We start from the raw sequence: 14,115 nt of genomic DNA on the forward strand, positions 1-14,115 counted from the left end.
CTACACTTTTTATTACGACGATCATGCAGATAGACTTCAATAATCTCAATACGAGTAAATTATACTTTGAAACCGACTTCGAAAAAAAAATAGATCAATTTCTTGAGGAATGGTTTTCTACTTCTGAAACTGTAAAAGTTCAGACTTCCGGTTCTACGGGAACACCAAAAATTTTTAATATTGAAAAAAATAAGATGGTAAATTCTGCAGAGATGACCTGTAATTTCCTAGGATTAAAAGAAGGTGACTCTGCGTTGATCTGTCTTCCGGTTGAGTATATTTCCGGAAAAATGATGGTGGTTCGTTCAATTCTGAGAAGATTAAAATTAATTGTTCTAGATCCCTCTTTAAGACCATTAGAGGATATTGAGGAGGAAATTGATTTTTGTGCAATGACGCCGTTACAGGTTGAAAATTCCTTGGAGAAATTATATTTAGTTAAAAATTTAATCATCGGAGGAGCGGCCATTTCAGAAAATTTAAAGAAAAAAATCTCTCAAACTCTCAAACTCTCAAACACTCAGACGCAAATCTTCGAAACCTACGGAATGTCGGAAACTCTTTCTCATATTGGGCTGAAACAAATTTTTCCACAAGCGGAAGATTATTTCACTGTTTTTGAAAATGTAGAAATTTCGAAAGACAAAAGAGGTTGCTTAAGAATTTTTGCACCGAATCTTAATGATGAGGTTTTGCAGACGAACGATTTAGTTGAAATTAATAATGATAAGGAATTTAAATTTTTAGGAAGAATTGATAATGTAATTAATTCCGGTGGGGCGAAAATTTTTCCTGAACAGTTAGAAGCTGTGGTGAAAAAAGAAATTCCGAATGAAGTTGTTTTTTTAGGAATTGATGATGAAAGTTTAGGTCAGAAATTAATTGCTGTTATTGAAGGAAATGAATCTGAATTCATAAACCAGAAATTATCAATAATCAGTTATCAGCAAAAATTCCATAGACCAAAAGAAATTATTTTTGTTGAAAAAATCCCCAGAACGCCCAACGGAAAAGTGAATAGAATAGAATTAAAGAAAATCATCGCGAAAAAATAAACGGCACGAAAAATTCCCTCTGGAGAGGTGGCGAAAATTTCAAAGAAATTTTTGACGGGGTGGTTTAAAAAAGAAAATGATAAAAAAATATGAATAACAAAAAATGAAAGATTTCTCAAAAGAGCTCAGCTTTAAAACTTTCCGCAGCAGTGGAGCAGGAGGGCAGAATGTAAACAAAGTGGAAACTTCGGTAACAGTTCTTTGGAATGTTAATGAATCTGAATTTTTTAATGAAGATCAAAAAGTTTTAATTCAAGATAAACTCAAAAACAGAATTAATGCAGAAGGATTTTTATTTTTAACAGTTTCTGAAAGCAGAACACAATTAATGAATAAAAACAAAGCGATTGAAAAAATTCTCGATATCGTAGATCGATCTTTATTTGTTCATAAAAAAGAATTGCTACAAAACCTTCCAAAGGTCAAAAACAAAAAAGATTAGACAATAAAAAGAAGCTTTCTGACAAAAAGGAAAATAGAAAATTTAAATATTAAATTTATAAAATTATAAACATACTTATTGCTCAATAGCTTTTAACATTAGATAAAAATGTATTTTTGGGCAAAATTTAATGTATGATCAAAAAACTAATAACACTGGGATTATTCTCAGTTTCTGTATTTTCATTCGCTCAGCAAACTGAAGCTAAAACTCAATCTAGATTTACCATTATTCCATCAGTTGGTTACGCCTGGAGAACAGCTGAAACGGCTTCGGGGCTTTCAAAAGAAGAAAAAGATTACGTAAAAGGTCTGAAAAGCGGAATGAATTTCGATATTTCAGCCTATTATCATGTAAATAAAATATTATCAGTCGGATTAAAATATTCTAATTACAGTGCTTCAAGCGATGGATATATTTTAGGATATGTAAATGGTATGCCTGTTTCTGTTCCGGTTACTACCAAAGATCAGATTAATTTTTACGGACCTGCTGTGATGATTTCGAATTTTACGGAAGCTACAAAGCATAAATTGTTTGTAGATATGGGCTTGGGAGTGATTTCGTATACAACCAAAACGGCAGATGTAAAAGGTACGGGATCTAACCTTGGTGCAGAAATTAATGTGGGATACCAATATGAGCTTACCAAAAATATTTTAATAGGTCCGAAACTGGGGCTTACAGCCGGAACATTGAACAAAATGAAGATGAACGGAGTAACCTACGAGTTTGGGGAAGACCAAAAAGAAGGTTTGGCAAGAGTTTCTTTAAGTGCAGCCGCTTCATTCCGTTTTTAAGTTTTATCTTTGCAAAAATTAAAAAAATGAGCAAACCGATAACTGAATTCATAGAAAAGTATTACCTGCACTTCAACGCAGCTGCATTGGTGGATGCTTCTAAAGGATATGTTGCGCATCTTAAGGATGGCGGAAAAATGATGATTACTTTGGCAGGAGCAATGTCTACTGCAGAGTTGGGGAAAATTCTTGCTGAGATGATCCGTCAGGGAAAAGTAGATTTTATCTCTTGTACAGGGGCAAATCTTGAAGAAGATCTAATGAACCTTGTAGCGCATTCTCACTACGAAAGAGTTCCTCATTACAGAGATTTGACGGCTCAGGATGAGTGGGATCTTTTGGAAAGAGGGCTGAACAGAGTTACAGATACTTGTATCCCTGAAGAAGAGGCTTTCAGAAGATTGCAGAAACACATTGTTGAGATCTGGAAAGATGCTGAAGCTAAAGGAGAAAGATATTTCCCTCACGAATTCATGTATAAAATGATCCTTTCTGGAGTATTGGAGCAGTATTACGAAATTCCAAGAGAAAATTCTTGGATGATCGCTGCTGCAGAAGCAAACTTGCCAATCGTGGTTCCGGGATGGGAAGATTCTACAATGGGTAACATCTTCGCTTCTTACTGTATTAAAGGTGAGTTGAAGGCTACTACAATGAAATCAGGGATCGAATATATGACGTATTTGGCAGATTGGTATACTAAAAACTCGGCAGGAAAAGGAGTTGGATTCTTCCAAATTGGTGGAGGTATTGCAGGAGATTTCCCAATCTGTGTTGTACCGATGTTGTATCAGGATATGGAAATGCATGATATTCCTTTCTGGTCTTATTTCTGTCAGATTTCAGATTCTACAACGTCTTACGGTTCTTATTCAGGAGCTGTTCCAAACGAGAAAATCACTTGGGGTAAACTGGATATTACTACACCGAAGTTTATCGTTGAAAGTGATGCAACCATCTGTGCACCATTAATGTTCTCTTACATCTTAGAAAACGCATAATAGGCTCGAAGACGGAGGTCTGAAGCTTTAAGATATACAAACGCTCCAAATTTTGGGGCGTTTTTTTGTTTTTGTTAAACACGAATAGCACTAATCTTTTCACAAATAAGCACAAACATCTGCTTCATCAGAAAAATCTGTGAGAGAAAAATGTGTTATTTATGTTTAAAACTAATCCATAGAATTAATCAACACAAAATATCGATATGCCAAAACTCCCTTTTGAAGTTTAGTCAGGCTATTCGGATCTTTATCACTCAATTTCGGTAATAATGCTTTATTGATTGTATTCAAAAAGCTAAAAAATGACTTTTTCATAATGTATATTTTAGTGATGCTAAATGAAGTTCAAAAATTGTGCGAAATCGAATCAGACGTCAGAAATTAGTTTGCTGATAAACTATTCCTATTTCTAAAAAAGAAAAATTGCCCATCCAAAGACAGACAATTTTTAACACTAACAAAGATTAAAAAATTTATTATTTTCTATTAAGGATTTCCGTACATATTAGATTCTCCACCGTCGATGGCGATTACCTGTCCGGAAACATATCCGTTTTCATCACTTAAAAGATAAGCCACCAAATGACCAACATCCATCGGATCTCCCAACCTTCTTGTCGGATTTCTCGATGCATATTCTTTTTCTGCAGCTTTTGGATCTGCGGGATTTACCTGATTGAAAGCTTCCGCAACCATCGGCGTCAAAATTGCTCCAGGTGCAATTGCATTCGTTAAAATATTATCTTTTCCGTATTCTAAGGCTGCATTTTTCGTCATTCCGGCTACGGCGTGTTTAGTTGCCACGTAGGCTGTTTGATTTAAAACTCCTCTTATTCCTCCAACAGAAGCAACATTCACAATTCTTCCGCCGCCATTTTTCTGTAATTCAGGGATTACGTATTTCATTCCGTAATACACACCCAACAAATTAATATCAATTACCTTTTTGAAAACATTAATGTCATAATCAATCATTGGAGCCTGCTTTCCTTCAATTCCGGCATTGTTGTATAATCCGTCCACTTTCCCGAATTCTTTTACGGTTTCATCCACATAATTTTTTACATTTTCTTCAACAGAAACATCAGCCGTTACCGTTAAAAATTTACTTTCAGGATATTTTGATTGTAGATCGGCCTTTGCCTTATCTAATGCTTCACCATTATAATCTACCAAGGTTAAATCGGCTCCTTTAGAAGCTAATACATCTGCTGCAGCCAAGCCAAGACCCATTGCTGCTCCTGTTACAATAATTACTTTCCCTTTTAAATTTGCCATAATTTTATTTGAATTTGATTTACCTAAAGTTACCGCTTAAAAATTTTTGTGGTATTGATGTATGATAAGAAAATAGGAATTCAATGGCTGGAAGAGGGAAGTTTGAGGATGGAAATTTACAATCTTATGTACATTTAATAAAGAAATATAATGAAGGATCGTGGCTTCCAATTTCTCTCTTCCAGCAATTTTTTTACATTCTAAAAATTATCTCTATCTTTATTCTATTGAGATCGTAGTATGGACGAAATTTTCAAAAAACAGGTCTGGGAAATTACCAAATTGGTTCCCAAAGGTAAAGTCACAAGTTATGGAGCGATTGCCAAAGCCGTTGGTTATCCTAATCATTCGCGTCACGTTGGAAAAGCGATGGGAGGGTGCCCGAAAGATGTTCCGGCGCATCGTGTGATTTCCAGTTCGGGAACTTTGTCGGTGCCCGAATTTCAGAAAAAACTGGAAGCTGAAGGAATTGTGGTGGAAAATTTTAGAATTAAAAATTTCAAAAAACTATTTTGGGATCCTCTTATTGAACTTTGATAGCCTTGCTTTTATCCTTTTTGAATTTGAATTTTCCTCAATTTTTATATCATTTTTTTCGAAAAGCATTTTAATATAGCCAATTAAAGCCGGAATCAAAATGGTGACAAACAAACTGCAGACTCCCAATACCCAAATTGGAGTGTCATCTCTTTTTCCGTCAAAATATTCCCAGATCACCCAAGACATCGCAACGATAAATCCAAGCATGGCTGCGGGAAATAAAATATACATCACAAAACCGATCACGATTTTCCAGATAAAGGAAATATCACGTCCAAAGGCGTAGAGCGTAATTCCGAGTATGGCAAATGAAAAAATGATGAAGAAAATTAAAACTATAAAAGTCGTTGTTTTATCTTCCCAAAAGCTGAGGTTTTTAACTTGCTGATCACCGTTTTTATATGAAACTTTTAAGATCGTTCCAATTGCGATCGGATCACTTGAACCGTAATTTAAAGGTAAAACAAGCGTTTTATTCTGATCATTTTTAAACTCTACCACCGCTTTTTTAGTATCATTAAGTGTTTGGTGAGAAATTACTTTAGCTTCATAATTTTTCTCGAATAAAGAAGCGTACACAGACGATCCTACTAATCCTGAAAGCCAGAAAAAGAATAATGAAATGATCCAAACAATCAATCCGAAAAACAAAAGGTTTTTAAAAGAAAAATTGGGATTTTCTTTTTTTCTGACGTAAAGAACAATCAGAATGAATAAAGTAAAAATTAGAGCATACATGGTTGATCGTTTTTAGATTTATTTTTTCATTTTTTGAGCTTCTTTCATGAAATTAACGACTTGTTTCTGATTGAATAAGGTGAAAATTGCAGTGAAAAATAAAATCACAAGATAGGTAAGTGCTATTTTTAATTTTTCAGTTTCCAGAAAAGCAGAGAAGAAGACAATGGGCATCAATACCAAAATGGATAAACCATAGGTCATGATAATATATTGAACGATTCCTTTTAAAAAAGGAACTTTGCGAACCATACTGTAAATAATGAAAAGCCCGATGGTAATCACAGGAAAGCCAATCGCCATGCTTCCCCAAAATTTTCTTGAGTTTACAAATTCTCCTAAAATACCTAAATCAATGGTCATATTTCATCTGTTTTTATAATTCAACGCCGCTATATTCTATTTCTTTTTCAGAAAACTTCAACATTTCCATTTTCTGATAACGCATCATTTTAGCAAAGATCATATCCGGAAAAACCTGAATTCCTGTATTGTATAAATTTACCGAGTCATTAAAATATTCTCTTCGGTCTGAGATCATATCTTCAAGATTACTTAGTCTTTTTTGCAATTTAAGAAACGATTGAGAGGCTTTAATTTGTGGATAACTTTCAACAGAAACAAAAAAAGATTTCATTTTTCCATCAATAGCTTCTGCTATTTTTACTTTGTCATTCGTTTTTTCAGATTGATTGTATTGGCTTCTCAATGCTGTCAATTCTTTGAGAACGGTATTTTCGTTTAAAGCTGTCGCTTTTACCACACGAACAAGATTCGGAACCTCATCGGCTCTCTGTTTTAAAATCACATCAATATTTGAAAAGGCTTTATCAACATTATTTCTCAGGATCACGATCTGGTTGTAAGATTTAACCAAAAACGTGACGACCGCAACAATAACAATGATAAAAATAAGGATCGGTATAAGCATTTTTACAATTAAATTTTATTTAAAAAGATCATTAATCATATCTAAAGGATTTTTAGAAAACCTTTCTTTTAGTTTGATGGATTCAAAAGTGAGTTTGCTTCCGTCAGCTTTCATCGGGGTGATAAAAATAAACGCTGAAATCAGGGCAATACAAAGCAAAGTGGTTACAGCGCGAAGTTTTAAAGGTCGCCATTTATTAGCAAAATTTACAATTTTCAGAGGTGCCATTCCGAAAAGTTTTTTCGTTTCGTCATATCTGAAAATAGTGTTTGCGCCTTCATAAAAAGCTTGCCCGATCATCAGTATTTCTGTTTTTTCATCTAAAATATATTCCCGGTAACGACGGCTTCCGGTTTCGGTTTCAAAACTGGGCGAAAAATTAATCCATTCCAGTTTTTCTGTCTGAATTTCAATACTTCCGGAATCATCCTGCAAAAGAAAATTTTTAGCATTAATTTCTCTTTTTATTTCTCTGTACGATTTGTCGGTTCTTCCGTCATCATCGGTTTTTTCGGTTATTTCATCGATGGTATAAATATAGGCAACACATTGGGTGGAAGTATGAGGCGAAACGGCCATTGTAATGGCTTTTGCTTTTCCGCAGATTTCTGCTAAACCCATGGCAACACTTTTAATTTTTGAGGTCGAAAGATTTCGTTGATAAAAATAAAAACGGTTTTTATTACTCGGCAGAATAGAAGTGATGATGGCTAAAAATATGATTATAAAAATAGAGTAAACTCCAAGAAAAATAAAGCATATAAAGATGAGAAATACTCCTAATCCTGACAAAGCGACTTTCCAAAGCGATTTCTTCTCCTTTTTGGCTTCTCTGAAACTATTAAGAATTCCCTGAATACCGTGCCTGATAAAGGCAATAATTCCCAAGACGAAAACCGAAACGAAAAGTCCAATAAAAATATATCCTGACTGCTTCGGAAATAGAAAAAATCCCAAAGCAATAATTAAAGGATCGATAATAAATAGAATCCACGAGGGTTTTAATTGTAAGTTAAAAAGCCCTGTAAGAATAAGCGTATGAAAAAGTGCGATTCCTAATCCGAAAAGCATTAGAAAAGGCAACATCTGAATATCTATTTCAAACATTTGCAACTGGTGTTTCTACAAATGTAATATTTAAAATGATATAATGAAAGGCTTAAAATTTTATAAAGGGAAAAGGTTTCGGCGCGGCTGAAAGCCGCGCCGAAACCTAAATACTTGAAAATTATTTTTATTTTAATAATGATTCCACTGCTTTTACCACATCCGCTGGTTTCTCTTTTACGGCTAGCAAATGATCTTCTGAAAATTCAAGAAACTGTTTAGGTTCTGAAGCATTGGCAAAGATAAGTTCTCCCTGAGAATAAGGAACGGTTTTGTCATTTTTACTGTAAATAAACAACTTGGGAAGCCCTTGAGTGAACTTTATATCCTCTTTTGCCGAGTACACATTACCTAAAACTTTGTCTATCATATCTTTAAATTGAGGTGTAAACGCTGAGGCAATGTCAGCAAAAGAAGACATTCCTCCGTCAATAATCAACCCTGAAATTTTATCTTTATTGGCTCTTGCCAGATGCGTGGCGATTTGCGAACCTAAAGACGCTCCGTAAAGCAGAATTTTAGTGTTTTTTACATCTTCTCTTTTGGTAATAATGTCAAAGAATTTTTGTCCGTCTTCTGCAACATTCAAGTGAGTTGGAACGCCTGTTGATTTTCCGTAACCTCTGAAATCTACCATCACGATCTGAAATCCGTCATCAACTAAAGGTTTAATCATAAAAGTATAAGAACTCACATTTCCTCCCGCACCATGAAAAAATAGAATGGTAGCTTTAGGTTTTTTAGCAGAAGGTCTTACGAAAATCGCTGTGATGGTATCTTTATCCATTGGAAGACTCATATTTTCGTATGTCAGATTTTCTATCGGCTTCAGTTCTTTTTTAGGCTGATAAAATTTATCATCCATCTGAGCATTAAAAAGTTGAAGAATCAATACAAATAATAGAGTGAATGTTGCTTTAGTTTTCATGGTTGTTATTGTTTTTAATTGTTGAAGCAAAGATATTTCAAGCCTCAATATTTTGAAAAAATAAAAGACCGAATGGTAGTTTTTACCTGCTAAATGGTAAAATTCATCGATTGAGAATTTTCCAAAAAAAATCGGAGCCGATTCCAACCCCGATTATCAATATAAAATTTAGTTAAATTACTTTTCCAATTGCTTGTAGCTTCTTTGGATAAAGTCTGTCAAGTCTTTTCCTTTCAATAAATTCTGAGAAAGTTTAGCCAAATCCAAAGCGTATTTTATCAAACCTTCTTTTTCCTCTGTATTTTCTGTTTTCAAGATCTGATTGGCAAATTCGCTGTTAGAGTTTACCACCAAATTGTACATTTCCGGGAAACCGCCCATTCCAAACATACCGCCACCGCCGGTTGCCTGCATATCCTTCATTCTTCTCATGAATTCCGGCTGGGTAATCGTAAACGGAGCATCTGTACTGTCTAAATCTTCAAGCTGAACCGTAAATTTAGTATCATTAATAGACTCTTCGATGTTTTTCTTTAGCGATTCTTTTTCAGTGTCATTTAATTTAGAAATAACAGGCTCGTCTTTTTTAATCAAATTATTGATGTGATCTGAATCTACTCTTACAAAAGAAATATTCTCTTTTGACGTTTCCAGTTTCTGAATAACGTGCGGAATAATCGGTGAATCTAAAAGTAAAACTTCATATCCCTTATCTTTTGCCGACTGAATATAGCTGTGCTGCTCATCTGCATTGGAAGCATAAAGAACAACTACTTTTCCGTCTTTATCGGTTTGATTGGGTTTAATTTTCTCTTCCAATTCATTCCACAAGAAATATTTTCCGTCTGTTGTTGGATATAATGTGAATTTATCCGCCTTTTCAGCAAATTTTTCTTCGGTTACAATTCCGTATTCGATCACAACTTTAATGTCGTTCCATTTTTGTTCGTAGTCTTCACGGTTTTCGTTGATTAAAGAAGACATTTTGTCGGCCACTTTTTTCGTAATGTAAGACGAAATTTTCTTCACTGCGCCATCCGCTTGTAAGTAAGAACGGGAAACATTCAACGGAATATCCGGAGAATCGATAACACCACGAAGAAGCATCAAGAAATCCGGAACGATACCTTTCACTTCATCTGTTACAAATACCTGATTTTGATAGAGTTGAATTTTATCTTTTTCAATATTTAAATTGTTACTCAATTTCGGGAAGAATAAAACTCCCGTTAAATTAAACGGATAATCTACATTCAAATGAATATGGAATAAAGGCTCCTCAAACTGCATCGGGTACAATTCGTGGTAGAATTTCATATAATCATCATTCGAAAGTTCGCTTGGTGCAATCGTCCATGCCGGAGTAGGGTTGTTGATGATATTGTCAACTTCTTCCGTTTCAGCAACTGCATCTTCTGGAGCACCTTCCGGTAATGGTAAAGTGTGCGTTTTAGTTCCGAATTTAATTGGAACTGGCATGAATTTGTTATATTTCAACAACAATTCACGGATTTTTGCTTCTTCTAAAAATTCTACAGAATCTTCTGCGATGTGAAGAATAATTTCCGTTCCTCTGTCGGTTTTATCCGTAGTTTCTTCTAAAGTAAATTCAGGACTTCCGTCACAAATCCAACGAACAGCTGGCTCGTCTTTGTAAGATTTAGTTAAAATTTCAACCTTTTCAGCCACCATAAACGCAGAATAGAATCCAAGACCGAAATGTCCGATAATTCCTGAATCTTTTGCCGTGTCTTTATATTTTTCCAAAAACTCTTCAGCCCCTGAAAAAGCCACCTGATTGATGTATTTTTCAACTTCCTCAGCTGTCATCCCGATTCCTTGGTCGATGATGGTCAGTTTTTTATTTTCTTTATCGATTTTTACTTCAAGCTGCGGATTTCCATATTCCACTTTTGCTTCGCCGATGCTTGTTAGGTGCTTTAATTTTAAAGTAGCATCCGTTGCGTTGGAGATTAATTCTCTCAAAAATATTTCGTGGTCACTGTAAAGAAATTTTTTGATAAGCGGGAAAATATTTTCCACAGATACATTAATATTTCCTTTAGTCATAATAATTTTTGTTTTTAATTTTCTATTTCTTTCTCAAAAAAAATACCGTTTGATTAAAAGTGACATTTTGACATTGTTTTGTGGAAGCGGGAAGTTGGAAGATGGGGGCTGGAGATTTTGTTTCGTCATCAGATTTAATTTAATTATAAATTCAGAAGTTGGTTTTAACTTTCACCCTCTGTTTTCCATCAAAGTAAGAATAATGTATCGCGAATTACTCAACGAAATACATTATTTTTAACCCTTAAATTATTTAATAATGAAGTTGAAATGTACAGTTTTTGTTCTGCTCATCATGACCTGTTTTGTGTATGGGCAGAAAAAGCCGTTGGATCACTCTGTTTATGACAGTTGGCAAAATATCGGTTCAAGAAAAATCTCCAATGACGGAAAATGGATCGCCTATTCTGTGGATGTTCAGGAAGGAAATCCCAACCTTTTTTTATATTCCGTTAAAAATAAAAACTCTCAGAAGTTTCCAAGAGCAACAAAAGTGGAATTAACGAATGATTCCAGATTTGCTGTTTTCCAGATTCGTCCTTTATATAAAGACATCAAAGCGGTAAAGGATAAAAAATTAAAGCAAAATAAATTAACAAAAGACAGTCTTGCGATTGTTGATTTTTCAACAGGAAAAACAGAAAAAATTCCTAATGTAAAAGGTTTTAAAATTCCTGAAAAAGGAAATTCTTATGTGGCATATCTTCTGGAAAATGTAAAAGATAAATCTTCAGACGATGCTTTGGATAAAGAAGATGGTGACGAAAAGAAAGATGAAGATAAAAATGCAAAGCCTTTGCAATTGGTGGTTCGAAATCTTTTGGATGGGAAAAGTACGATGTATGATAATGTATCTCGTTATGAATTCAGCAAAAACGGAAAACAACTCGTTTTTGTAACTAAAAAGCCTGAGGAAAAGCCAAGCAAGGATAAAAAAGAGAAGAAAGATTCTTTGGATGATAAATCTGTGGCTAAAAAAGATACAGATAAATCTAAACCGAAAAAATATGCGCTTCAAACAGTTCAGGTTGTGAATCTGCAAACCGGAGCTGTCGACAAAATTTCAGAAATGGAAGGCTATTTTTCACAATTATCTTTTGATGAAGAAGGAAATCAGCTGGCGTATGTAGGAACTTCTTCTGCACAGAATGATTTGGTGAAATTGTATCAGCTGTACTATTTTAATGTTAAAGGAAAGAAAAAGGAAATTATTGCCAACGACAATTCGCAAATGAAAAAGAATTGGGTGATTTCTGAAAACCGTTTGCCAAAATTCAGTAAAAACGGAAAACAGCTTTATTTTGGAGTTGCGCCAAAACCCATTGCAAAAGATACTGCGATGATTGCGAACGATCATGCAGTGGTTGATATCTGGAATTATAAAGATGATTATCTGCAAACCGTTCAGCTGAAAGAATTGAAAGATGATCTTAAAAAATCATACGCTGCGGTAATGCAGACCGATAAACCGAATTTTTTCACCACTATTGACGGGGAAGATCTCGATACTTTACGATTAATAAATGAAGGGAATGCTGAATTTACGCTGGGAATTACAAGTTTCAATAACAGAATTCCTTCTCAGTGGGAAGGTTCCACAAAAAAAACATATTTTCTTATCGATAATAAAACGGGAGAAAGAACAGAAATTATCAAAAATCTAAACGGAGCAGTTTCTGTTTCACCTCTTGGGAAGTTTGTTGTAATTTTTGATAGAGAAAAAGGAAAATGGTTCAGCTATAATGTTAAAACAAAACAAACGCTTCCATTAAATAATGAAATGGCGGTTTCTTTCGTTGATGAAGAATTTGATATGCCGGATTTTCCTGGTTCGTATGGTATCGCTTCATGGACGGATAATGATGAATCTGTAATCATCAAAGACCGTTATGATCTTTGGGAATTTTTCCTGAATGGTTCTAAAAAGCCAAGAAATATCACTAATGGATTTGGAAGAAAAAATAAAATCACTTTTGATACTTACGATTTAGATAAAGATATTAAAAGTGTAAACCGAAAATCTTCTATCTATTTGTCAGCTTTCGATAATACTTCCAAAGCTAATGGAATTTTTAAAACTTCGATTCATTCGAATGCAGATCCTGTAAAAATTCAAATGGAAAATGTTTGGGGATACAGAACACTTCAAAAGGCTAAAAATGCAGAAGAATATATTTTAGTTAAAGAGTCTTACACTGATTCTCCAAATATTTTTGCGACAACCGATTTTTTAAATCAACAAAAACTGAGCAATACCAATCCTCAACAAAATACTTATAATTGGGGAACAGACGAATTGGTTAACTGGACGACGCCAAAAGGAAATACTTCAACAGGAGTTTTGTTCAAACCTGAAAATTTCGATCCGAACAAAAAATATCCTATGATCGTGTATTTCTACGAAAAACTTTCGGATAATTTAAATCGTTATGTTGCGCCGGCTCCAACACCTTCAAGATTAAATATCTCATATTTTGTAAGCAACGGATATTTGGTTTTTACACCAGATATTTCCTATGTTGATGGCTATCCGGGAGAATCTGCAATGGAATACATTAATTCAGGTGTTGAAAAATTAAAGCAAAATTCTTGGGTAGATGCTTCAAAAATAGGAATTCAGGGACAAAGTTGGGGTGGTTATCAGGTTGCGTATCTTATCGCGCATACTGATATGTACGCTGCAGCTTGGACGGGTGCGCCTGTTGTGAACATGACTTCCGCTTATGGTGGAATTCGTTGGAGTTCAGGAATGAACCGACAGTTTCAGTATGAAAAAACACAAAGCCGATTAGGGAAAACTCTGTGGGAAGCTCCAGATCTTTATATTAAAAATTCACCGCTTTTTGCTATCGATCAAGTGAAAACTCCGGTTGTAATCATGAGTAACGATAAAGATGGTGCAGTGCCATGGTATCAGGGAATTGAAATGTTTTCGGCATTACGTCGTCTCGGAAAACCGTCTTGGCTTCTGAATTATAATGGTGATGATCATAATTTGATGAAACGCCAGAACAGAAAAGATATCCAAATTCGTGAGCAGCAGTTTTTTGATTATTATCTTAAAGGGGCTAAAGCTCCGTTATGGATGACTAAAGGTGTTCCTGCGACACAAAAAGGAAAAGATTGGGGATTTGAGTTAACTGATGATAAACCTTAATATTATAAATAAAATAAAACTCGGCGGCACCAAAGGTGCCGCCGAGTCTGTTTAATATGAATTAG

At 34.6% G+C, this 14,115-nt stretch carries 14 protein-coding genes; 6 read left to right on the forward strand and 8 right to left on the reverse strand.

What is annotated here, in order from left to right:
* The first annotated feature begins 23 nt into the window (after nt 1–23).
* The 4 genes from ABEG63_RS01485 to ABEG63_RS01500 all read left to right on the forward strand — a co-directional run bounded on the left by ABEG63_RS01485 (nt 24) and on the right by ABEG63_RS01500 (nt 3,298).
* Nucleotides 24–1,055, forward strand: a complete 1,032-nt coding sequence (locus ABEG63_RS01485; RefSeq protein WP_346582429.1) for an AMP-binding protein — start codon at nt 24–26, stop codon at nt 1,053–1,055.
* 103 nt (nt 1,056–1,158) lie between these two features.
* Entirely contained in the window at nt 1,159–1,497 is a 339-nt protein-coding gene (locus ABEG63_RS01490) for a peptide chain release factor-like protein (protein WP_346582431.1), read from the forward strand.
* A gap of 134 nt (nt 1,498–1,631) precedes the next feature.
* Nucleotides 1,632–2,297: an outer membrane beta-barrel protein gene (locus tag ABEG63_RS01495; protein WP_346582433.1), complete on the forward strand. Its 666-nt coding sequence runs from the start codon at nt 1,632–1,634 to the stop codon at nt 2,295–2,297.
* A gap of 26 nt (nt 2,298–2,323) precedes the next feature.
* Nucleotides 2,324–3,298, forward strand: coding sequence for a deoxyhypusine synthase family protein (locus ABEG63_RS01500; RefSeq protein WP_045500886.1), 975 nt, complete (start codon nt 2,324–2,326; stop codon nt 3,296–3,298).
* Nucleotides 3,299–3,469: 171 nt separating this feature from the next.
* Here ABEG63_RS01500 and ABEG63_RS01505 read toward each other — a convergent pair whose 3' ends face one another.
* Together ABEG63_RS01505 and ABEG63_RS01510 are read right to left on the reverse strand one after the other, a co-directional pair.
* Nucleotides 3,470–3,616 (reverse strand): hypothetical protein, encoded by a 147-nt coding sequence (locus tag ABEG63_RS01505; RefSeq protein WP_346582436.1) that lies wholly within the window; start codon nt 3,614–3,616, stop codon nt 3,470–3,472.
* Nucleotides 3,617–3,787: 171 nt separating this feature from the next.
* Nucleotides 3,788–4,579: a glucose 1-dehydrogenase gene (locus ABEG63_RS01510; protein WP_346582438.1), complete on the reverse strand. Its 792-nt coding sequence runs from the start codon at nt 4,577–4,579 to the stop codon at nt 3,788–3,790.
* A gap of 240 nt (nt 4,580–4,819) precedes the next feature.
* Here ABEG63_RS01510 and ABEG63_RS01515 point away from each other — a divergent pair, with 240 nt between their 5' ends.
* The gene (locus ABEG63_RS01515; protein ID WP_346582440.1) at nt 4,820–5,116 is read left to right on the forward strand and encodes an MGMT family protein; all 297 of its coding nucleotides are present in this window, start codon (nt 4,820–4,822) and stop codon (nt 5,114–5,116) included.
* Here the strand turns inward: ABEG63_RS01515 and ABEG63_RS01520 are convergent.
* The 6 genes from ABEG63_RS01520 to htpG all read right to left on the reverse strand — a co-directional run bounded on the left by ABEG63_RS01520 (nt 5,087) and on the right by htpG (nt 10,893).
* Nucleotides 5,087–5,857, reverse strand: a complete 771-nt coding sequence (locus ABEG63_RS01520; RefSeq protein WP_346582441.1) for a hypothetical protein — start codon at nt 5,855–5,857, stop codon at nt 5,087–5,089. The genes ABEG63_RS01515 and ABEG63_RS01520 overlap by 30 nt on opposite strands.
* 18 nt (nt 5,858–5,875) lie before the next feature.
* Nucleotides 5,876–6,220: a hypothetical protein gene (locus ABEG63_RS01525; protein ID WP_346582442.1), complete on the reverse strand. Its 345-nt coding sequence runs from the start codon at nt 6,218–6,220 to the stop codon at nt 5,876–5,878.
* A gap of 13 nt (nt 6,221–6,233) precedes the next feature.
* Nucleotides 6,234–6,788, reverse strand: a complete 555-nt coding sequence (locus tag ABEG63_RS01530; protein WP_346582443.1) for a LemA family protein — start codon at nt 6,786–6,788, stop codon at nt 6,234–6,236.
* Between the two features lie 15 nt (nt 6,789–6,803).
* A complete protein-coding gene (locus ABEG63_RS01535) occupies nt 6,804–7,895 on the reverse strand; it encodes a hypothetical protein (protein ID WP_346582444.1) in 1,092 nt (363 codons plus the stop codon).
* 127 nt (nt 7,896–8,022) lie between these two features.
* Nucleotides 8,023–8,823: an alpha/beta fold hydrolase gene (locus ABEG63_RS01540; RefSeq protein ID WP_346582445.1), complete on the reverse strand. Its 801-nt coding sequence runs from the start codon at nt 8,821–8,823 to the stop codon at nt 8,023–8,025.
* A 177-nt stretch (nt 8,824–9,000) separates the two neighbouring features.
* Nucleotides 9,001–10,893, reverse strand: a complete 1,893-nt coding sequence (htpG, locus tag ABEG63_RS01545) for a molecular chaperone HtpG (RefSeq protein WP_346582447.1) — start codon at nt 10,891–10,893, stop codon at nt 9,001–9,003.
* 259 nt (nt 10,894–11,152) lie between these two features.
* Here htpG and ABEG63_RS01550 point away from each other — a divergent pair, with 259 nt between their 5' ends.
* A complete protein-coding gene (locus ABEG63_RS01550) occupies nt 11,153–14,050 on the forward strand; it encodes a prolyl oligopeptidase family serine peptidase (protein WP_346582451.1) in 2,898 nt (965 codons plus the stop codon).
* Nucleotides 14,051–14,115 lie beyond the last annotated feature (65 nt).

The organism is Chryseobacterium sp. C39-AII1, assembly GCF_039672645.1.
GTDB lineage: Bacteria > Bacteroidota > Bacteroidia > Flavobacteriales > Weeksellaceae > Chryseobacterium.